Origin of the sequence: Catenulispora sp. MAP12-49 (assembly GCF_041262705.1) — a bacterium.
Lineage (GTDB): Bacteria > Actinomycetota > Actinomycetes > Streptomycetales > Catenulisporaceae > Catenulispora.
The window spans coordinates 179,116-200,075 of record NZ_JBGCCP010000019.1; the positions used below are offsets into that span (position 1 = coordinate 179,116).

General features: G+C 70.9%; 18 protein-coding genes. 7 read left to right on the forward strand and 11 right to left on the reverse strand.

Features of this window, described 5'->3' with window-relative positions; genetic code table 11:
* The first annotated feature begins 29 nt into the window (after positions 1–29).
* Positions 30–644, forward strand: a complete 615-nt coding sequence (locus ABIA35_RS30450) for an isochorismatase family protein (RefSeq protein ID WP_370360127.1) — start codon at positions 30–32, stop codon at positions 642–644.
* Here the strand turns inward: ABIA35_RS30450 and ABIA35_RS30455 are convergent.
* The 4 genes from ABIA35_RS30455 to ABIA35_RS30470 form a co-directional block, all read right to left on the reverse strand.
* On the reverse strand, positions 634–1,581 hold the full coding sequence (locus tag ABIA35_RS30455; RefSeq protein WP_370360128.1) for a transglutaminase-like domain-containing protein: 948 nt from the start codon (positions 1,579–1,581) through the stop codon (positions 634–636). The genes ABIA35_RS30450 and ABIA35_RS30455 overlap by 11 nt on opposite strands.
* 106 nt (positions 1,582–1,687) lie before the next feature.
* Positions 1,688–3,154 (reverse strand): adenosylhomocysteinase, encoded by a 1,467-nt coding sequence (gene ahcY, locus ABIA35_RS30460; RefSeq protein ID WP_370360129.1) that lies wholly within the window; start codon positions 3,152–3,154, stop codon positions 1,688–1,690.
* 167 nt (positions 3,155–3,321) lie between these two features.
* Entirely contained in the window at positions 3,322–3,765 is a 444-nt protein-coding gene (locus ABIA35_RS30465) for an N-acetyltransferase family protein (protein WP_370360130.1), read from the reverse strand.
* Between the two features lie 94 nt (positions 3,766–3,859).
* Positions 3,860–5,398, reverse strand: a complete 1,539-nt coding sequence (locus ABIA35_RS30470) for a multicopper oxidase family protein (RefSeq protein WP_370360131.1) — start codon at positions 5,396–5,398, stop codon at positions 3,860–3,862.
* Between the two features lie 429 nt (positions 5,399–5,827).
* On the opposite strand from ABIA35_RS30470, the gene lysA reads away from it, so the two are divergent.
* Positions 5,828–7,099, forward strand: coding sequence for a diaminopimelate decarboxylase (lysA, locus tag ABIA35_RS30475; protein ID WP_370360132.1), 1,272 nt, complete (start codon positions 5,828–5,830; stop codon positions 7,097–7,099).
* On the opposite strand, the gene ABIA35_RS30480 is transcribed toward lysA, so the two are convergent.
* Genes ABIA35_RS30480 through ABIA35_RS30490 form a run of 3 tightly spaced genes read right to left on the reverse strand, consistent with a single transcriptional unit; the run spans position 7,090 to position 11,424 of the window.
* Positions 7,090–8,043, reverse strand: coding sequence for an LD-carboxypeptidase (locus tag ABIA35_RS30480; protein ID WP_370360133.1), 954 nt, complete (start codon positions 8,041–8,043; stop codon positions 7,090–7,092). The two genes, lysA and ABIA35_RS30480, sit on opposite strands and share 10 nt — an antisense overlap.
* Positions 8,040–9,455 (reverse strand): M20/M25/M40 family metallo-hydrolase, encoded by a 1,416-nt coding sequence (locus tag ABIA35_RS30485; RefSeq protein WP_370360134.1) that lies wholly within the window; start codon positions 9,453–9,455, stop codon positions 8,040–8,042. Before ABIA35_RS30485 ends, ABIA35_RS30480 begins: the two co-directional genes overlap by 4 nt.
* 1 nt (position 9,456) lies before the next feature.
* Entirely contained in the window at positions 9,457–11,424 is a 1,968-nt protein-coding gene (locus ABIA35_RS30490; protein ID WP_370360135.1) for an alpha/beta hydrolase family protein, read from the reverse strand.
* A gap of 216 nt (positions 11,425–11,640) precedes the next feature.
* Between ABIA35_RS30490 and ABIA35_RS30495 the strand changes: the two genes are divergently transcribed.
* Genes ABIA35_RS30495 through ABIA35_RS30505 form a run of 3 tightly spaced genes read left to right on the forward strand, consistent with a single transcriptional unit; the run spans position 11,641 to position 15,375 of the window.
* Positions 11,641–12,960: a diaminopimelate decarboxylase gene (locus ABIA35_RS30495; RefSeq protein WP_370360136.1), complete on the forward strand. Its 1,320-nt coding sequence runs from the start codon at positions 11,641–11,643 to the stop codon at positions 12,958–12,960.
* Positions 12,957–14,534, forward strand: coding sequence for an amidohydrolase family protein (locus tag ABIA35_RS30500; RefSeq protein ID WP_370360138.1), 1,578 nt, complete (start codon positions 12,957–12,959; stop codon positions 14,532–14,534). The genes ABIA35_RS30495 and ABIA35_RS30500 overlap by 4 nt, the downstream gene beginning before the upstream one ends.
* 4 nt (positions 14,535–14,538) lie before the next feature.
* On the forward strand, positions 14,539–15,375 hold the full coding sequence (locus ABIA35_RS30505) for a serine hydrolase (protein ID WP_370360139.1): 837 nt from the start codon (positions 14,539–14,541) through the stop codon (positions 15,373–15,375).
* Here the strand turns inward: ABIA35_RS30505 and ABIA35_RS30510 are convergent.
* The 3 genes from ABIA35_RS30510 to ABIA35_RS30520 are packed head-to-tail and all read right to left on the reverse strand — an operon-like array spanning position 15,357 to position 17,694.
* Entirely contained in the window at positions 15,357–16,151 is a 795-nt protein-coding gene (locus ABIA35_RS30510) for a hypothetical protein (RefSeq protein ID WP_370360140.1), read from the reverse strand. The genes ABIA35_RS30505 and ABIA35_RS30510 overlap by 19 nt on opposite strands.
* Positions 16,148–16,723: a SigE family RNA polymerase sigma factor gene (locus tag ABIA35_RS30515; RefSeq protein ID WP_370360141.1), complete on the reverse strand. Its 576-nt coding sequence runs from the start codon at positions 16,721–16,723 to the stop codon at positions 16,148–16,150. Before ABIA35_RS30515 ends, ABIA35_RS30510 begins: the two co-directional genes overlap by 4 nt.
* A 59-nt stretch (positions 16,724–16,782) precedes the next feature.
* Positions 16,783–17,694, reverse strand: a complete 912-nt coding sequence (locus tag ABIA35_RS30520) for a LysR family transcriptional regulator (RefSeq protein WP_370338861.1) — start codon at positions 17,692–17,694, stop codon at positions 16,783–16,785.
* 185 nt (positions 17,695–17,879) lie between these two features.
* On the opposite strand from ABIA35_RS30520, the gene ABIA35_RS30525 reads away from it, so the two are divergent.
* Positions 17,880–19,103, forward strand: a complete 1,224-nt coding sequence (locus tag ABIA35_RS30525; protein ID WP_370360142.1) for a peptidase M6 — start codon at positions 17,880–17,882, stop codon at positions 19,101–19,103.
* A 57-nt stretch (positions 19,104–19,160) separates the two neighbouring features.
* Positions 19,161–19,727 (forward strand): GNAT family N-acetyltransferase, encoded by a 567-nt coding sequence (locus ABIA35_RS30530; RefSeq protein ID WP_370338857.1) that lies wholly within the window; start codon positions 19,161–19,163, stop codon positions 19,725–19,727.
* Between the two features lie 75 nt (positions 19,728–19,802).
* Here ABIA35_RS30530 and ABIA35_RS30535 read toward each other — a convergent pair whose 3' ends face one another.
* The gene (locus ABIA35_RS30535) at positions 19,803–20,864 is read right to left on the reverse strand and encodes an NlpC/P60 family protein (RefSeq protein WP_370338855.1); all 1,062 of its coding nucleotides are present in this window, start codon (positions 20,862–20,864) and stop codon (positions 19,803–19,805) included.
* Positions 20,865–20,960: the final 96 nt, after the last annotated feature.

Sequence of the window (20,960 nt, forward strand, 5' to 3'; positions counted from 1 at the left end):
ACAATGAAAGCACAATTATGAGGAGAGTCATGCCCATTTCGCCCGTTTCCCAGACGCTTCGCTCGGTCATCGGCCTCGACGACACCCCGCCGAAGCTGGCCGACGCCACGCTCGTCCTGGTCGACTTCCAGAACACCTACCGGACCGGAGTGATGGCCCTCGACGGCGCCGAGCCCGCCCTGGCGGCCGCCGCGCGTCTGCTCGCGGCGGCCCGGGCGGCGGGCATGAAGGTCGTGCACGTCGTCAACGACGGCGGCGAGGGCACGCCCTACGACATCCGGGCCGAGATCGGCTCGATCAGCCCGGAGGTGGCACCGGTCGAAGGCGAGCCGGTGGTGGTGAAGACCTTCCCGAACTCCTTCCACGCGACCGACTTGGAGAAGACGCTGCGCGAGCTCGGCGCCGGACCGGAGCTGGTGATCGCCGGCTTCATGACCCACATGTGCGTGACCTTCACCGCGCAGGGAGCCTTCAACCTCGGCTACCGCCCGACGGTCGTCGCCGACGCCACCGCGACCCGTTCGCTCGCCGGCCCCGACGGGACACCGCAGCCTGCTGAGACGCTGCAGGCCGCGGCGCTGACGACGATCGGGGACTTGTTCGGGGTCGTGGTGCCGGACGTGGAGGCGCTGGTCAGGGGGTGACCAGCGCGTCCGTGGCGGACGGGGCGGCGCGCAGATCGACGTGGGCCGGCCCGCTGAAGGGCGCGAGCGACCACACCCTGCGGGGTACCCGCAGGCGGTCGTCGCGCGAGTACAGGGCGCGTGCCGCGTCGAAGTCCACCTCGTCTGCCACGGCTTCCGTCACGCGGTCGTAGAGGTCGCGCTGCGCGTCGCTCACGGCGCGATAGCCGTCCTCCGCCGTTCCCCAGATGTCCCACAGCAACATCTCGGCCTTGTTGACCGCCGCGACGTCGAGGCGGACGCTCTGCGCGACGAACCATTCGCCCGCCAACGGATCCTCGGGTCGCCAGTGTCCGAAGGTCAGGGGGTCCGCATGACCCTCGCGGATGGCCCGCCACGCAGTTCCGGCGACGAGGAAGCGCTCGCGCGGGACGTCCATCGGATCGAAGTCGAGGCCGAACGCGGCTGCGCTCCGGGGATCAGCCATCTGCGGATCGGCCAGCCGCCATCCGCGTAGCGCGTCCCAGTACTCGGTGACCACATGGTCGCTGTACAAGTCGGCGTCGAGATACGTGGCGAAGCCACAGCGGATGCGGGCCGGAACGCCCGCGCTGCGAAGAAACGAGCAGTGTAGGAGCGCGAAGTCGCGGCACACACCGACGAACCGGTCGCCGACTTCGCGGGGCAGGGTCAGCGACCGGCCGTCGCGCTCGACGAGCAGCCGGACGATCCCGTCGACGTACCGTGTCTCGGCATCGTGGTGAAGGCGGTCGACGGCGATGGCACGCCCGAACATCGCACCCTCCGCTCGATGTATCAGCAGATTGCGAACTACCCGGGCGAGCAGCGCCAGGTCTGTCGGGAGGTCGGCAAATCGGGCGGCGAGCGAGCCGGGATCTGAGTAGTCGCTGTGGGTCCCGTAGTAAGCGGCGACGTCCGGTGCGATGTCTGCGGTCATGGCTGCACACCGTGTCAAAATCCCGCCGAAATTGTCCAGACAAGCCACGCCGGCCGCGCCACGCCGGGAACCCCGAAGTGACGCGGCCAGATCCCGTTACCAGCCCTCAGTAACGGTAGTGCTCGGCCTTATAAGGACCCTCAATCTCCACGCCGAGGTACTCGGCCTGCTCCGGCGACAGCTCGGTAAGCTGCACGCCGAGCGCGTCGAGGTGCAGCCGCGCGACCTTCTCGTCGAGGTGCTTCGGCAGCCGGTACACCGCGTCTTCGTACTGGTCCTGATTCGTGAACAGTTCGATCTGGGCCAGTACCTGGTTCGCGAAGGAGGCCGACATCACGAAGCTCGGGTGGCCGGTGGCGTTGCCGAGGTTGAACAGGCGGCCTTCGGAGAGCACCAGGACCGCGTGGCCGTCGGGGAACGTCCACTGGTGGACCTGGGGCTTGATCTCAATCTTCGTCACGCCCGGGTACGCGGCCAGGGCGGCCAGGTCGATCTCGGTGTCGAAGTGGCCGACGTTGCCGACGATCGCGTTGTGGCGCATGCGGGCCAGGTGCTCGGCGCGGATGGCGCCGGTGCCGCCGGTGGCCGTGACGAAGATGTGCGCGTCCGCGACGAGTTCCTCCAGGCGGGCGACCTGGAAGCCGTCCATCGCGGCCTGCAGGGCGTTGATGGGGTCGATCTCGGTCACCGCGACGCGGGCGCCCTGGCCGCGCAGTGCCTCGGCCGCGCCCTTGCCGACGTCGCCGTAGCCGCACACCACGGCCAGCTTGCCGCCGAGCATGACGTCGGTGGCGCGGTTCAGGCCGTCGGGCAGGGAGTGGCGGATGCCGTACTTGTTGTCGAACTTCGACTTGGTGACCGAGTCGTTGACGTTGATCGCCGGGAACAGCAGGCGGCCCTCGCGGGCCAGCTTGTACAGCCGCGCGACGCCGTTGGTGGTCTCCTCCGAGACTCCGCGCAGGCCCGCGGCGATGCCGGTGAAGCGGCGGCCGTCCTCGGCGAGGCTGTCGGCCAGCAGGCCCAGGATCAGGCGGCGCTCCTCGTGCGCGCCGGGCTCCGGGGCCGGGACGCGGCCGGCGGTCTCGTACTCGGCGCCGAGGTGGACCAGCAGGGTGGCGTCGCCGCCGTCGTCGACGAGCAGATCCGGGCCGCGGCCGCCGCCGAAGTCGAAGAGCTGGCGGGTGCACCACCAGTACTCCTCGAGCGTCTCGCCCTTCCAGGCGAACACCGCGGTGCCGATGGGCTTCTCGGGGGTGCCGCCGGGCCCGACGACGACCGCGGCCGCCGCCTCGTCCTGGGTGGAGAAGATGTTGCAGGACACCCAGCGGACCTCGGCGCCGAGCGCGACGAGGGTCTCGATGAGGACCGCGGTCTGCACGGTCATGTGCAGGGAGCCGGCGATCCGGGCGCCGCGCAGCGGCTGCGCCGCCGCGTGCTCGGCGCGCAGCGCCATCAGGCCGGGCATCTCGTGCTCGGCCAGCTCGATCTGGAGGCGGCCGGAGGCGGCCAGGTCCAGATCGGCGACGGCGAACCGCAGGCCGTCGATCTCCTGCTCGTGGATGTGGTGCTTCATGCTCGCTTTCCCGTCTTCGCATGAGGTGGTGGAACCTCGGGGAAGCACGAAGTGCGCCTCCACGAGGGAGGCGCCCTTGGGAAAGTCGCCGGGACCGAGCGTGGCGGATCCTTCGGATCCGTTGCAGCGCCTCTCAGCTCCGACGGCGCCTGATGTGCGGCGCAGGTTCAATGTAGCGCGCGGGTGAACACCACGCGCGCCTGGCCGGGCCCGGCGTAGTCCTCGACGACCTCTGAGACGAATCCGATGCTGGTGTGGAACGCGACGCTGCCGGTGTTCGCCACCGAGGTGATCGCCTTGAGCCGGGTGGCGCCATGCTCCGCGGCCAGCCGGGCGAACTCGGCGTGCAGCCGGCGGCCGAGGCCCGTCCCGCGGGCGTCGTCGCGGGTGGCGATGAAGTGGACGTAGCCGACGCGGTCGGGGTTCACCCAGCCCATCAGGTAGCCGCGGATGCCGTCCGGGGAGTCGGCGACCAGGCAGGTGGCGCCGAACTCGTGGACCAGCGGGTAGTGGTGGCCTGCGCGCATGTCGCGCTCGCCCCAGTAGCGGGGCATGTCCTCGAGAATCTGGTTCAGGTCCGCGACGGTCATGGGGCGCATGGTCTCGGTCATGAAGAGATCTTGACAGGAATGAACCCGGGACCGGCGGGGCGAGCGCCGATCCCGGGCCCTGTGGCGGGCCACGATGGCCTGTACATGGCCCGTACTAGGACTCCACGTTCAAGAAACTCATCATGCCGTTGTCCTCGTGCGCCGCGATGTGGCAGTGGAACAGCCACCGGCCCGGGAAGTCCTCGATCGGGACGCGGATCACGACCTTGCCCGGGACTCCGCTGGACTCGTGGGGCACCACGGCGATGTCCTGCATGTGCGTGTAGGGCACCGTCGTGCCGTTCACCGACATCTCCTGGAAGGCGGTGGTGTGCAGGTGGAACGGATGGTCCTCGCCGCTCTCGTTGAGGATCGTCCACTCCTCGACGGTCCCCAGGCGCGCCGGGGTCGGGAAGACCGAGGTGTCCGGGTCGAACTGCTTGCCGTTGATGAAGAAGGTGAGGCCGTCGGGACTCTCGCTGAGGTCGAGGGTCCGCTGTTTCGCGATCGGCGCGGTGTCCAGGCCCGCCGGGGCGGTCCGGACCGCGCCGGTGAGGAGCGGCAGGCGGCTGACGGCGTCGCCGGCGACGCTCAGCTGGGCGAGGGCGGTGTCGGGGTACTGATCTCCTTGGGGTCCGTTGCTGTAGGAAGTGGTGCGCAGCCAGCTGTCGCCGGGGGTGGCGTTCGCGGTGACCAGGACGTCGTAGCGTTTGGCCGGCGGCAGGAGCAGGGTGTCGGCGGTGGTGACGCCCGCGACCGGGACGCCGTCCTCGCCGACGATGGTGAACCGGTAGCCGTCCAGGCGGAGCCGGTAGAAGATGTCGGCTCCGGCGTTGACCAGGCGCCACAGCTGCGTCTCGTTCGGGCGCATCGTGAGCACCGGGCGCAGCTCGCCGTTGACCAGGCGGACGGCCGGGGCGTCGGAGTCGATCCTGGTGCTCGCGCTGTTCTGGACGATGTCGCCGGCCTGGTCGGTCTGGACGTCTTTCAGGACCAGGGTGTGCGCGGTGACGTGCTGGTAGGCCGGAGGCAGCAGAGTGCGGTCGTCGCCGACGATCAGAGCGCCGGACAGGCCGGCGTAGATCTGGTTCTCGACATCGCCGGTCGTGGGGCCGGTGCGGCCGTTCGGGCACGTCGCCCCTATGGCGTGCGAGTGGTACCAGTACGTGCCCTGCGGATGGTCCGCCGGGATCACGAGCCGGTAGGTGTACGTGTCTCCCGGGGCGACGCACAGGAAGTCGTCGTCGGAGTGGCTCGACGGATCGATGTGCAGGCCGTGGAAGTGCACGTTGGCCGCCACCGGCAGGTGGTTGACCAGCCGCACGTCCACGTGCGCGCCGGGGTTGAAGCGGATCGTCGGCGCGACGTAGGAGCCGTTGTAGGACTGGCCCTGGACGGTCCGGCCGGCCAGGTCGAACTGGGTGTCGCGGGCGTCGAGGGTGATGGTCGGGACGCCGTCGGCCCCGGCGGTCACGACCGCGTCGGGCGGATCCTGGAACGGCGCGCCGGCGACCATGTCCTGTTCGTCCTGCTCCTGGCCGGCCGCCGCCGGCGCCACGTTCAGCGTCCCTGTCGAGGACGCCAACGCGACCGCCCCGGTGGCGGCGGACAGGATGGCCAGGACTGTGATCATGAGTACGGCGCGGCCGGTCACCAGGGTTCTTAACGATGTGTCATGATTTCCGCTTCTGTTTTCGGGCGCGGGCGAGCGCCATCGGTGAGCAGCGGCCACGGCGGGTGTCCTTCCTACGGTGGCAGGGACGAGAGGTGGCGGAGCCGGGTGTCGCTGTGAATCGGGTGAAGCGGTCGATCGTTGTCGCTGTGGATCAGGCCTTGCACTTAAGCGCTGTAGTTGTTCAGCCTTCCGTGCTCGAATCTAAAACCTGGGAGCCTGTTGGTCCAGGGGGACACCACGTCCGGGGACACAACACTGACACGCCCGTGAGCTTGGAAGTTGCGCCTGGCGAGGGGGCGCGGGGGTGGCGAATCCACGCCGAGCGGCCGTGCGACAGAACCGAGCCTGAGCGTCCAGTTCCTTGACGCTCGCACCTGCCGCACCCCGGCGTTCCTTAGCGTCGCGGCCATGAACAGCATCTCGGTGCGGGACCAGATCTGGCCGGCGTGCGCGGCGTGGGCCGATGGCGAGCTGACCGTCGCAGGGCTCGGAGTGCGGGGACTGGCCGCGGAGTTCGGCACTCCGCTCTACGTGCTCGACGCGGCCGACTTCCGGGCCCGCTGCGCGGCGTGGGTGGAGGCCTTCCCCGACGGGGACGTGCACTACGGCGGCAAGGCTTTCCTGGCGCCGGCGGTGGTGGGATGGCTGGCGGAGCTGGGCTTGTGCCTGGACGTGTGCAGCGGCGGGGAGTTGGCGGTGGCGCGGGTCGGCGGGATGCCCCCGGAGCGCGTGGTGTTCCACGGCAACAACAAGTCGGCGGCGGAGATCCGGCAGGCGGTGACGTGGGGCGTCGGGTGCATCGTGCTCGACTCGCGGCACGAGCTGGAGCGCGTGGCGCGCGCGGCCGCCGAGGCGGGCACCCGGCAGCCGGTGATGGTCCGGGTGAAGCCCGGCGTGGACGCCGACACCCACGCCTCGTGGGCCACCGGCGGCGAGCGCACCAAGTTCGGCCTGTCCATGGCCTCCGGCGAGGCGGCGGAGGCGGTCCGCGGGGTGCTGGCGGAGCCGAGCCTGGAACTGATCGGGCTGCACTCGCACATCGGCTCGCAGATCTTCGGCCTCGACCAGTTCGCCGAGGCGGCCCGCCGCATGGTCGCGTTCCTGCGCACGCTCGAACAGGAGCACCGCACCGTCATCGGCCGCCTGGACCTCGGCGGCGGCCTCGGCATCCCCTACCTCCCCGGCGACCGGCCCGCCCCGACCCCGGCCGACCTCGCCGACGCCCTGCGCACCGTGGTCCCGGCCGACATCCGCGTCGCGGTGGAACCCGGCCGCTCGATCGCCGGCCCCGGCACCGTCGCCCTCTACGAGGTCGGCACGGTCAAGGAGCGCTTCGTCGCGGTCGACGGCGGCATGAGCGACAACCCGCGCCCGGCAACCTACGGCGCGGTGTACACCGCGGCACTCGCCTCCCGCCACAGCGACGCGCCGACCGAGCCCATGGCGATCGTCGGCAAGCACTGCGAGAGCGGCGACGTCCTCATCGAGGACGTCGCCCTGCCCGCGGACATCGCCCCCGGCGACCTGATCGCGATGCCGTGCTCCGGCGCCTATCAGCGCTCCGCGGCCAGCAACTACAACCTGGTCACGCGGCCGGCGGTGGTCGCGGTGGAAGAGAACGCGGCGCACGTCATTGTGCGCCGCGAGACTGAGGAGGACTTGCTGCGGCTCTACCCCTGATCGTCTGGAGGATCAGCGAGCACCTGGTCCAGAAAGGTGAGGCTACCGGCATCGGCGTCCAGCCGAGCCCGCACCCCCACCGGATACGTCTGCATCTGGCAGTTGTGCCCGATGTTCACCCCGGCCAGCACCGGCACACCGAGATCGCCGAAGCGCTCGGCCAGCAGCGCGTCGACGTGCTCGGGCTCGCCGCACTCGGTGAAGGTGCCGAGGATGATGCCGCGGACGCCCTCCAGGTAGGACGTGGCGCGGCGGAACTGCGTGAAGACGCGGTCCAAGCGGAACGGGAGTTCGTCCACGTCCTCCAGGAACAGGATGCCGTCTCTGGCCGGGTACGACGTGTCCGTCCCGAAGTTCGCCGCGATCAGCGTCGCGGTGCCGCCGAGGGTCAGCCCTTCGGCGGTGCCGGGGACCAGTGCGCGGGAGCCGGGGAAGGTGAGCCGCTTGACCGCTGAAGGTGTGTAGAGGAGCTTCATCAGCTCTTTGAAGTCGTACTCGTCGGGGCCCTGCCAGAAGCCGCTGCAGGCCACCATCGGGCCGAACAGCGACACCCAGCCGAGCTTGACCGCTATGGCCTCCAGCAGCGCCGTGACGTCGGAGTACCCGACGACCACCTTCGGCGCCGAGGCGTCGATGCGGTCCCAGTCCATCAGCTCCAGGGTGCGCTGCATGCCGTAGCCGCCGCAGGCCAGGAACACGCCGGAGTAAGCCGGGTCGCTCAGGGCGCGCGTCAGGGCGGCGGCTCGCTCGGCATCGGTACCGGCCAGGTAGTCGTAGACGCTGCCGGTGTCGCGGGCGGTGGCGAACACCTCCGGGATGAGGCCCACCGACTTCATCGCGCGCAGGCCCTGCTCCAGGTGCTGCTGGCTCTGCACCGGCGAGGAGGCGCAGAGCACCGCGACGGTGTCGCCGGGCTTCAGGGCCGGCGGGCGGAGCAGGGTCATGCGTGCGTCCTGGGGTCGGTCATCAGGTAGGCGGCCAGGACGCCGGAGCCGAAGGCCAGGCTGTCGGTGAGGACGTGTTCGTCGACGCCGTGGACGTACTGCCAGGCGTCGAAGCCCGCGGGGGTGCGGCCGGGGACGAAGCCGAAGCCGGGGATGCCGATCTTGGCGAAGGCCTTGGCGTCGGTGCCACCGGTCATGCAGAACGGCAGCACGATCGCCTCGGGGTCGAAGGCGCGCAGGGCGGCGGCCATCGCGGCGAAGTCCGGGGCGGTGAAGTCGGCGCTGACCGGGGAGCTGTGGTCGCCGACGCGGACGGCGTCCGGGCCCAGGAGGGCGTCGACGGTCGCGAAGAACTCGGCCTCGGTGCCCGGCAGCAGGCGGCCGTCCAGGGCGACGCTGGCCTCGGAGGGGATGACGTTGTGCTTGTAGCCGGCGCGCAGCATCGTGGGGTTGACCGAGTTGCGCAGCGTGTCGGCCAGCAGCGGCGCCGCGGCGCCCAGGCCCGACAGGTCCTCCGGGGAGATCTCGCGGCCGAAGTGCTCGGACAGGCCGTCCAGCAGGGCCCTGACCACCGGCACCACCCGCACCGGCCATTCGTACTCGGCGAAGCGGGTGATCAGCGCCGCGAGCTTGGCGATGGCGTTGTCGTCGTTGCGGCGCGAGCCGTGGCCGGCCGTGCCGCGCGCGGTGACGGTCATCCAGGAGCTGCCGCGCTCCCCCGCCGCGATCGGGTACAGGCGCGCGCCGTCGGACAGGTGCACCGAGTGGCCGCCGGACTCGCTGATGGCCGCGTTCACGCCCTCGAACAGGTCCGGGTGCTCGCGGCACAGGAAGCCCGCGCCGAAGTCGCCGGTGTCCTCCTCGTCGGCCACGAAGGCCATGACGATGTCGCGCGGCGGCCGCTGCCCGGTGCGCGCCAGGTGCTGCAGGAACGCGAGCATCATCGCGTCCATGTCCTTCATGTCCAGGGCGCCGCGGCCCCAGACGGCGCCGTCGCGGACGTCGCCGGAGAAGGGGTAGGACTGCCAGTCGGCGGGCTCGGCCGGGACGACGTCGAGGTGGCCGTGCACCAGCAGGGCCGGCGCGCCGGGGTCGGCGCCGGGGATGCGGACCACGGTGTTGGCCCGGCGCGGCGCCGACTCCAGGACGATCGGGTCGAAGCCGGCGTCGGTGATCTGCTCGGCGACCCATTCGGCGCAGGCGCGCTCGCCGCGGCTCTCGCCGGCGCCGAAGTTGCTGGTGTCGAAGCGGATCAGGCGCGAGCAGGCCGCGACGGTGTCGGCGGCGAGCTGCTCCAGCTCGGCGTCTCCGGACCGGGGTGCGGGGAACTGAGCTGCCTTCTCAATGCCCGCCGTGTTCGCGGAGTTCGTAGTGTTCGCGGTGTTCTCTGTGTTCGCGGTGTTCGCGGTCATGTCAGGCTCCGAGGACGCTTGCGTACAGGTCGAGCTCGGCTTGCAGGCACACGGCCATGGTCTCGTCCTTCCGGAACCCGTGTCCCTCGCCGGGGAACCGGTGGTAGGCCCGGCACAGCCCCGGATTGACCGCCTCGACGGCCTTGACCAGCCGGTCGGCCTGGTCCGGACGGCAGATCACGTCGTCGTCGCCCTGCAGCATGATGAACGGCGCGGTGATCTCGGCGGCGTGCGCCAGCGGCGAGACCCGCGCGAAGCGCTCGGCGTCCTTGTCGGGGTCGCCGATCAGGTAGTGGATGTAGCGGCTCTCGAAGTCGTGGGTCTGCTCGTCGAACCAGGTCGCGGGGTCGCTGATCGGGAAGTAGACGGTCCCGCAGGCGAAGTAGTCGCTGTGCGCGAGCGCCGCCAGTGTGGCCCAGCCGCCGGCCGAGCCGCCGCGGATGCCGGTGCGCTCCGGATCCGCCAGCCCGGCGGCGGCCAGGGCGCGCGCCACCGCGACCGAGTCCTCGACGTCGGTGATGCCCCAGGTGTGGCGCAGGCGGTCGCGGTAGGCGCGGCCGTAGCCGGTGGAGCCGCCGTAGTCGACGGAGGCGACCGCGTAGCCGCGGGAGGTGAACAGCGAGAAGTTCAGGTAGCGCGTGGCCACGGTGCTGCTGGTCGGCCCGCCGTGGACGTCGATCAGCAGCGGCGGCGGGGTGTCGGAGGGGCCGCGGTGTTCGGGGTTGGTCGGCGGGTGGTAGATGTACGGGACCTGCCAGCCGCCCTCGACCTGGACATGGCGGCGTTCCGGGACGGAGACCCAGGCTTCGTGCGGGTACTCGGTGCGCTCGGTGCAGCGGACGGTGTGACGGCGTGCGACGTCGATGCGCAGCGGCGTCGAGGGCTCGGTGGCGTTGGCCGCGACGACCGCGATCGAAGAGGCGATACCGGTCCCGCCGGAAACGGAGGTGGCGAACTCGGTCCACTCCGGGGCCAGGTCGGTGGTCTGGCCGGTCTCGGGGTCCCACAGGATCAGCGCCTCGTCCCCGGCGATGCGGCGCAGGACCACGCCGGCGTCGGTGACCGCGAAGGAAGTGGAGCCGACGCGCCAGATCGGATGGCCGAACTCGGTCTCGGTCGGGAAGACGTTGGTCGCGGCCGTCTCCTCCCCGGCGAGGTCGATCCGGAACAGGTTCCACCAGCCGTCCGGGTCGGCGAGCGCGTAGAGGGTGTCGACGTCAGCCCACTCGGCCTGCGCGACCGCCACCTCGTCGCCGCCGGCATCACCGCCCAGGACGCGGGCCGGCGCGACCGCGACACCGTCGAGGATCGAGGCGACCATCAGGTCGGTGGTCTCCCACGGCATCACCGGGTGGTCCCAGCCGAGCCAGGACAGCCGGGTGCCGTCGGGGCTCAGGCGGATGGTGGACAGGAAGTGGTGGGAGCGGGCCACGACGCGCAGCGCGCCGGGGTCGTCGGCCGCGGCGCCGGACAGCGGGATCGCGACGATGTCGCGCGTGGTGCGGGGCGCGGGGTCGGTCAGCTCCTCGGTGAGGCGCGTCGCCTCCCGGATCGCCCAGACCTCGGTGCCGGCCGGGCCCAGGATCATGTCGGAGTAGTTGGTGCGGGTGACGCCCTCCGGGTCGGCGGGGGTCAGCGGCACCGGCTGCTGCCCCTCTTCGGCGATCAGGTACAGCCGCTGATCGCGGGAGCAGGAGAAGACCGCCGCATCCGGCGTCGCGAGGTAGGGACGGCCGCCGTACCCGATGACCTTGTTGCCCACCGGCCACTCCGGCCCCAGGACCGGACCCACGCCTCCGGCGGCGTCCCGTCGCACCAGGCCGACCGTGGCCGTCGCGGGGTCCGGCGCGCACCACCAGGTCTGGTCGCCCACGATCGAGGGCCACTGCGGCGCGCCGGGAAGCGCGGCGACGTCCTCGGCGGTGATCGGCGAGGGCCAGGCGCCGTAGGGCTCTTCGACCTTTGTCATGGGATCTCCTTGGCTCGGTCGGCGGTGCGGAGTACGCGGTGCGTGGTGCGTGGTGCGGTGTTCGCTGTGCGGTGTTCGCCGATCCAGTGGGGCGGCTGAGGCGTCAGCCTTGCCGCCGGAGGCGGATCAGCAAGGCGTCTGCCAGGATTTGGAGTGTGAGCGGCGAGGTTTTCGAGGCTCGCGGTACGGCGGCTCCCGAGGTCCCAGGCTGGTCGTATGCCTGACCATCATGCCCGCCGCATCCGCCGCGACCGCGCCGTCCACGCCGCCGTCGCCCAGGGCCTGCTCGATCCGCGCCGCAGCCCGGCCGCCGCGTTCGTCGACCTCGAGGGGATCGCGCAGACCGCGCGGGAGCTGCTGGCGGCCTGGCCGCGCGAGACGGACGTGCTGCACGCGTTCGCGGCCAAGGCGAACCCGATGGTGCCGGTCCTGGCGCTGCTGCTGCGGCACGGCCTGGGCTGCGAGGTCAGCAGCCCCGGGGAGCTGGCCCAGGCGCGCGCCGCGGGGTTCCCGGCGGCGCGGATCGTGCTGGACTCGCCGGCCAAGACGCAGGCCGAGCTGTCCGAGGCGCTGCGCGAGGGCATCGCGCTGAACATCGACAACTTCGAGGAACTGGAGCGGGTGGACCGGCTGGTCGCCGACGGCGCCGAGGCGGTGCGCGTCGGGGTGCGGATCAACCCGCAGGTCGGGATCGGGTCGATCGAGGCGATGTCCACGGCCGGCCGGACCACGAAGTTCGGGATCGCGATGGCCGACCCGGGGAACCGGGAGCGCCTGCTGGCCGCGTACGCGGCGCGTCCGTGGCTGCGCTGGGTCCACGTCCACGTCGGCTCGCAGGGCATCCCGCTGGAGCTGAACGCGGCGGGCGTGGCCGAGGCGGTGCGCTTCGCGCAGGAGGTGAACGCGCGGCGGACCGGGCAGATCGAGGGCATCGACATCGGGGGCGGGCTGCCGGTCGACTTCACCAGGGACGAGGACAGCCCCACCTTCGCCGATCACGTGGCGGTCCTGCGGGACGTCGCGCCGGAGTTGTTCACCGGGGAGCTGAAGGTGGTCACGGAGTACGGCCGCTCGGTGATGGCGAAGAACGGCTTCATCGCCTCCCGGGTGGAGTACACGAAGAGCACAGGCGGGCGCGCTATAGCGTTGACGCACACAGGGGCTCAGGTGGCGGCGCGCACTGTGTTCGCCCCCAAGTCCTGGCCGCTGCGGGTGCTGGCCTACGACCGGCACGGGCTGCCGAGCACCGCCGAGCTGGAGGTGCAGGACGTCGCGGGGCCGTGCTGCTTCGCGGGCGACCTGCTGGCGCGGGAGCGCAAACTGCCCAGGCTCGCCACGGAGGACATCGTGGTGACCCCGGACACCGGCGCGTACTACTTCTCCTCGCCGTTCCACTACAACAGCCTGCCGATGCCCCCGGTGTTCGGGTTCGAGGTGTCGGAGGGGGATGTCGTGCGCTTCCATGTGTTGCGCGCCGCGGAGAGCATCGAGCAGTTGGTGGCCCGAAGCGGTGTGCTGCCGGCGAGTCTGCGGTGAGGGGGACCTCGTTCCCGCTTCTCCTGCGCGGCGGGTCGGTCGCCGACGGGACCGGCGCGCCGTTGGTCGCGCGGGATGTGGCGGTGGTCGGCGGGCGGGTCAGGCTACTGGCGCCGGGGGAAGTCGGCTCTGAGGACGCCGACGAGGTCGTGGACGTCTCGGGTCTGGTGGTCGCGCCGGGATTCATCGACGCGCACACGCACTCGGACACCTCCTGTATCGACGGCGCGGAAGGCCGACTCGATGAGGCACAGGTCTTCGCCTCGGTGCTCCAAGGGGTGACGACGGAGATCGCAGGGAACTGCGGCCATAGTGCGTTCCCTGGGAAGTATCCGGGGTTGGCGGCCTTAAGCGACGCTCACAGTGCCGTCGGTCGGGCGAACCACCTCGCGTCCCTAGTAGGGCATGGAACGCTGCGCAGCGCGATAGTCGGCCAACAGGCGCGCGCCGCCAGCGCCACGGAGGTCGCTCGGATGGCGGATGCGCTAGATGAAGCTCTGGCTGCGGGAGCAGTCGGGTTCTCTACAGGGCTCATCTATACGCCGGGCTCCTATGCGGACACCGCGGAGATCACTGCTTTGGCGCGTGTCGCCGCACAGCATGGGAAGCCGTATGTAACACACCTGCGCGACGAGATGTCGGGTGTACAGGACGCGCTGGAAGAGGCTGTCGCAATAGCGCGGGACAGCGGAGCGGCGCTGCACGTGTCGCACCACAAGACGGCCGGGAAGTACGCGTGGGGACTGACCGAGGTGACGTTGGCCCGGCTGGCGGAGCTCCGGGAGTCGGGGATGGATGTCACCTGCGACGTCTATCCCTATACGGCCGGCAGTACAGCGCTTAGCGCGATGCTGCCTCCGTGGGCCCACGACGGTGGCAAGGAGCGGCTGCTGGAGCGGCTGCGCGATCCCGGGCAGCGTGAGCTGATCCGCAAGGCGATCGCCGAGGGCGTCCCCGGCTGGGAGAACACGGTCGGCAACGGCGGCTGGGACCGGATCGTGGTGGCCGGGGCGCCGCGTCACCCGGCCCATCAGGGCCGGACCGTCGCCGAGCTGGCCCGGGAGGCCGGGGGCGCCGGGGACCCGGGCATGGACGCCGTCGACCTGGTCGCGGAGCTGCTGTTGGGCGAGGATGGCGAGGTGACGATCATCAGCCACTCGATGCGGGAGGACGACGTGCGCCGGGTGCTCGCCGCCCCCTTCGCGATGATCGGCTCGGACGGGGTTCCCACAGCCGGGCTGCCGCATCCGCGCTGGGCCGGGACCTTCGCGCGGGTGCTGGGGTGCTACGCGCGGGAGGCCGGACTGTTCGACGTGCCGGAGGCGGTGCGGAAGATGACCGGCGCGACGGCCGCCCGGTTCGGGCTCGCGGACCGCGGGGTGCTTCGGGACGGGGCGCACGCGGACGTCGTGGTGTTCGACCCGGCGCGGGTGGCGGACCGGGCGACGTTCGCCTCGCCGCTGGCCGGGCCGGAGGGCGTGCGGCTGGTCGCGGTCGGCGGCACGGTCGTGGTCCGGGACGGGGAGCTGACCGGGGCGCGGCCGGGACAGGTGGTGGGTGTTGGACGGCGCTGAGTTTTTGGAAAGCGCTGAGTTCCAGGAAAGCGCAAGGTTCCCGGCCCTGGCGACCCTGCCGGGAACGCTGGCGTACGCGGTCCCGGGCTGGGGCGAGCGCTCGGCGGACGAGGTGCTGCCGTTGGCGAGCGTCGGCAAGCTGCTGCTGCTCGCTTCGGTGGCGCAGGGCTTCACATCCGGCGAGCTGGATCCCGACGAGCCGCTGAAACTGGACGACGAGGACTACAGCGCCGGATCGGGCCTGCTGCGCAAGCTGTCCGTCCGCCGCTGGACCCTCGCCGACCTGGCTCGCCTGACAGCCGCGGTCAGCGACAACACCGCGACCAACGCACTGCTGCGCCGGGTCGGGCTGCACCGCGTCGCGGCGGACGCCGCGGCCCTGGGCCTGAAGCAGACCCGGATCCTGGACCGCATCCGCGAACCCCGCCTCCCCCAGCACCCGCCGACGTTCGCGGTGGGCACGGCGCGCGAACTGGCGGACCTGGCGGGCACCGCCGCCGAGGACCGGAGCTGGGGCCCGCTGCTGCTGGAGTGGATGGCGGGCTGCCTGGACCGGAGCATGGTGCCCGCCGCGATCCCCCACGACCCCGAGGACTCGGCGCTGCGCGAGGTGCCCGCCACCACCTTGTGGGTCGCGAACAAGACCGGCACGGATGCCGGGACTCGGTGCGACGTGGGCGTGGTGCGGGGCGCACGGCAGGTTTGCTACGCGGTGCTGACGCAATGCGCCCCGGGAGACGAGTTCGCGATGGTGCGGGGGATGCGCGAGGTCGGGGCTGTCGTGGGCCGACTGGCGCGAGGTGAGGATCAGGTGCTGCGTTCTCAGCCGCGCGCGAACTGAACCGCCGTGATGGAGTCGCCGTAACGGTTTCCATCATCGTGCGCGCAGCGGATGCTCTTGTCGGGGTTCGGCACGCTCGGGAGCGGGTGTGTGAACCACACCAGCACGAACCGGGTCGTGATCGGCACCTTGGGCGTGAGCACTGTCTGCTTCGCGGCGTTCTCGGCATCCGCGACCTTGGTGAATCCGGCGGGCGGCTGCCCGGGGAGGACGGCCGGCATCGTTTGAATCGAGGTGTCGGCGACCCACATCTCAAGGCCGGCACCGGGGATACCGATGTCCACCGTCGAGTCGGCAAGAGTGGTGGCCCGACCGAGGTCGAACACCAAGCCGGTGGACTTCGTGATGCCGGCGTGGGTCGCGAAGGGCTGGCAGTACTCGTTGGTCGTCCACGCGCTGGTCCCCGTCAGCACCCCGTCCGATCCCGGCTTGCCCTCGGTGCCGTCATCTTCGTCGTAGACTCCGACGGCGACCGGCTTGATGAGGGCCGCCGTCGTCGAGGGCGCCGTCGTCGGGGCCTGCGACGTCCTGGTCGGACCGGTCAGTGCCGGGGTCTTGGCCGCGCCCCCGCCCCCCTGCATCGCGATGCCCGTGGCGACCAGCGCCACCGACAGCACCCCCGCCGCGACGCCGCCCTCGGACAACCGGCGCCTGCGCTGCGCGCGCCGCAGCCGCGCCGGGTCCATGCGCACCGCTTCCATGTGCGCGGTGGCTGTGGCCATCGTGCCGTGCAGCCACTCGGTGTCCTGGTCCGCTTCCGGAAAGCCCTCGCTCATCCCTCGCTCCTCGCTTCCGCGGTCATCAGTTCTCGAAGACGCTCCAGTCCGCGCGCGGCCTGGGATTTGACGTTCCCGACCGAGCACCGTTGCAGCTCCGCCACCTCCTGCACGCTCAGCTCCTCCCAGTAGCGGAGCACGACGATCGTGCGCATCCCGTGCGGCAGCTCGTCGAGGGCCCGCAGCAGGCTGTCGCGCAGGGTGACGTCCTCCGCGTGGTCGCCCGCGGCGCGGGCCTGCGCCAGCGGGGAGCCGTCGGGGCCGGTCGGCAGGGTCACCGTCGGCAGCCGTTGGGCCGTGCGCCAGGCGGCGTGCGCGTTGTTGACGACGATCCGCCGGACGTACGCCTCCGGCGTGTCCATGCGGCGTACCCGCGACCAGCGCGGGAAGGTCTTCTCCAGCGCCGACTGGACCAGGTCCTCGGCGCCCTCCCTGGTGCCGACCAGAAGAAAGGCCGTGCGCATCAGGGATTGGGAACGCGCGGCGACGAAGTCCTCGAAGCCTCGCATCCGTTCGGTCGTGTCGTGGGCCACCCTGGGTCCGCTCCCCTCGTCCAGCAGGTCCGTCACCATCTCAAGTGCGGGAGGGGGCCGGCGGTTGCACGGGATCGCCGACGAGATGCTGAGGAGATTCAGTGCGCGGCGCGCAGGTTCGCCGCCGTGGACGCCAGATACGCCAGGAACGAGGCCAGGACCGGGTTCGGGTTCGTGGGACGGGAGGCGACGCCTATCTTGCGGTACAGCCGCGGGCCGGAGATGCGCGTGGTCTCGACCCCGCTGGTGTCGCTGATGCCCAGACTCGGGATCAGGGCTATGCCGAGCCCGGCGCGCACCAGGCCGGTGATGACCTCGTAGTGGTCGCTGCGGCAGCGGATGTTGGGGACGAAGCCCTCCAACGCGCAGGCCCGTTCCAGCACCGACAGGACCGGTGAGCCGGTGCCGAAGCTGGTGATCCACTGCTCACCGGCGAGCTCGTCCAGCCGGACCTGGCCGCGGCGGCCGGCCGGGTGGCCGGTGGGGACGACCAGCAGCTGCGGGTCGTTGAACAGCTCGCGGACCTCGACGCCCTCCGGCGGGCTCCACGGGTCCAGCGCGTGTTCGAACATCACCAGGACGTCGATCTCGCCCTGCTGCACGGCCGGGGCCAGCTCGTGCGGCTGCCCCTCGACCAGGTCCAGCTCGACGGCCGGGTAGCGGTGCGCGAACCGGGACAGCGCCTGCGGCACCAGGCGGCGGCCCGCCGAGGCGAAGTAGCCGATGCACAGATGGCCGGTGTCGGCGCGGGAGTGCGCCATCAGGTCCTTCTCGGCGGCGTCGAGCAGGGCCAGGATCTCCTGGCCGCGCAGCGACAGGCGTCGGCCGGCGGCGGTGAGCCGCAGGCTCTGCGCCCCCCGCTCGACCAGGCTGACCCCGGCCTCCTTCTCCAACTGCGAGAGCTGGTGCGACACCGCCGACGGGGACAACCGCAGCTCGCGCGCCGCCCCCGCGATGCTCCCGGACCGGTGGATCTCGGCCAGGATGCGCAGGCGGTGCGTGTTGAGCATGCGGGCAGGTTACCCCTTACCGGGCCGAGTCCACCGGGCAGCTAGTCCTACTTTCAACACCACAGCTCCGTTTTGTTACCTCCTTTGGAGGATCACCCGTCGCCAGGAGGACGAAGTTAGGTGTGCATCCGTCTCCGGCGGGCAGTTCCGCTCCGCGTCACCAACTCCCAGACGGAAGGATCCGCATGCGCACGCTCCACCGCCGGCCCGGTTCCCGGCGAGCGGTCCGCCTGACCGGTCTGGCCTGGGCGGTGGCGCTGTTAGCCGCGCTGGTCCCGATGGTCGGCGCCGGACCGGTCCGGGCCGATCATCGGGTCGACCGTGATCCGAGCAGCCGGTGCGCCCTGCCGAACCCGGACGGCTGGACCAGCGAGGGCCGGGCCACCGACTACAACCAGTTCCAGCGGCCGCAGGGCACGTTGAAGGCCGCGATGCTGTTCGTCGACTTCCCCGACGAGCCCGCCGTGGAATCCACCGACTACTACTCCAGGTTCCTGGCTCCGGCGCACGACCTGATGACGCAGTTCTCCGCGGGCGCGGTGAACCTGAGCATCACCCCGGTGAAGCACTGGCTGCGGATGCCGCAGGACTCGGCGTCGTACGCCTTCCAACGCGGGATCAGCTGGCCGCAGCAGGCGCTGTACGTGAAGCAGGCCGGGGAGTTGGCGGCGCCGTACGTGGACCTGTCGAAGTTCGACATGATCTACATCGTGCCGCCGAAGAACGCCACGGCCATCACCTTCTCCCCCGCCTACGTCTTCGACCCGAAGCAGCCGAACCTGGTCGTCGACGGCAAGGAGATGAAGTGGGGCGTCACCCTCGGGCAGGACATGTACGTCTGGGGACCCAAGGTGCTGATCCACGAGACCTCGCACACCTTCGGGCTGCCCGACCTGTACTCGTTCACGGACCCGGACGTCCACCACTGGGTCGGCGGGTTCGACGTCATGGGGAACATCAACGGCGACGCGCCGCACCACTTCGGGTGGGAGGACTGGCAGATCGGGTGGCTGGCCGACTCGCAGGTGGCGTGCCTTGATTCGCCCGGGTCGTTCTCCGTGCGGCTGAAGCAGGTGGAGTCGCTGGGCGGGACGAAGATCGCGGTGGTCCGGACCGGGGACACGACGGCGTACGTCGCGGAGTCACGCCGGCCTTACGGCGTCGACAAGGGGATCTGCAAGGGCGGGGTCGTGATCTACCAGGTGGACTCCTCGACCGTCAGCGGCAGCGGACCGGTCCGGGTCCAGAACTCCTCGCCGGACGCGCCGTTGACGAAGGCCTGCGGCGAGGCGGTGGACTGGGGCGCCTACGAGCCCGGGCAGTCGTTCCGCGACTCGTCCGCCGGGGTGACGATCACGGTGAACGCCTCGTCCTCGACCGGGGACGTGGTGACCGTCACCAAATCTTGACCGGACCCGGGTTCACCGGGCCCGCGTAATGGGAGCAGGGCCGCTACGCTCCTTGCCGTGTTCGCATTACCGCTGACCGACGCCGCCGAGCTGCGCCCCCTGGAGGTGTGGCAGGCCGAGGAGTTCTTCGCGCACATCGAGCGCGCCCGCGAGCAGGTGGACCGCTGGATCGGCTTCGCGGCCGTCTCCTCCGACCTGTCCGGCGCCCGCGCGACGCTCCAGCGCTACGCCGACAAGCAGGCCGCCGACACCGGCCGCCTGTTCGGCATCTGGGACCGCGGCACCCTGGTCGGCGGCTGCATGTACCCGAAGTTCGACGCCGCGAACGGCACCTGCGAGATCGGCGTCTGGACCGAGCCGGCCGGGCAGGGCCGCGGCCTGGTCACCGCCGCCGTCCGGCTGCTGCTCGACCACGCTCTCATCGAGCGCGGCCTGGTCCGCGCCGAATGGCACTGCGATCCACGCAACGCACGCAGCTGGGCGGTCGCCGAGCGGGTGGGGATGACGCTTGAGGGGACCCTGCGGTCGGCGTACCCGTACAACGGGGAGCGGCAGGACATGCAGATCTGGGCGGTCCTGCGGGACGAGTGGATCGGCATCCGCGAGACGGGCACAGGGAAGTAGCTAAGGGTTCTGCGAAACAGTGCGGGCCGGCTCGTCACCCGAGACCGGCCCGTCATCGCGGAAAGCGCGAAACCCTTACGGACGCACGAAGCCCGTGGCGGGCATCTCGTTCATCGGGATGTACTGCACACCGGAGCTGGGGCTGCCGGCGTGGACCACCATGCCGTTGCCGACGTATATGCCGATGTGGTGCATGTCGGAGTAGAACAGGACGAGGTCGCCCGGCTCCAGCTGGGACTCCGAGACCTTCGGGAACGCGGCGTACTGGTCGCGCGAGCCGTGCGCCATCCCCACGCCGGCCTTGCCCCAGGCGGCCATCGTCAGACCGGAGCAGTCATAGGCGTTCGGGCCGGCGGCCGCCCAGATGTAGGGCTTGCCCACCTGTGCCTTGGCGAACGCCACGGCTATCGCCGCGCGCGGGTCGCTCGGGACCGGCAGGTTGTTGATGACCGACTGGGAGACGCCGCTGCTGGAGCTGTTGCTGGTGGCGACCATCCGGTTGTACTGCTGGCGCTGGGAGGCGGTGAGCTGGTCCAGCAGGTTCTGCGCCTGCTGCTCCTTGGTGTCGATGTCCGACTTCTGCTGCGCCATCACGGTCCGGGTCTTGGCCAGCATCGCCAGCTGGTCGCTGGCGCTGGCCTTGTCCTGGTTCAGCTGGCGCTGGATCTCCGCGGCGCTGGCCATGGTGGCCTTCTTGCCGTCGGTCACCTGGGCCATGGCCGTGGCCTGCTGCAGGTACTGGTCAGGAGACTGCGTGAGCATCAGCTGCAGAGTGCTGTCCACGCCGGCCGACTCGTACTGCGCGGCGGCCAGGCCGCCCAGCGCGCTGCGGGCGGAGTTCAGCGAGCTCTGCTCGGCGGTGATGCGGGCCTGCAGCTGGTCCACCTTGTGCTGCAGATCCGACAGGCTCGTGTTGGCCTCGTTGTAGGCCTCCGACGCCTGCTCGGCTTCCTGGTGGAGCTTGTCCACCTGAGCCTTCACGTCGTTGATGTTCGCATTCGGGTCAGCCTCTGCGGTCGGCAGCAGAGCCACCGATCCCGCGGCCGCCGTCGCCAGCGTCACCGTCATCGCCGTCCGGGAAACCGGAACGTACTTCTTCGGCGCGCGATGGGCCGCTTCCTTGGGCGACGTCACCATGTTTGTAGCCTCCGCTTCACCGTTAGGTCCGGACCACCATAGCCCCCTAGGGGGGAGGCGGACCAGAAAGTCCCGGCAAAGTCGGCGGACATGAGA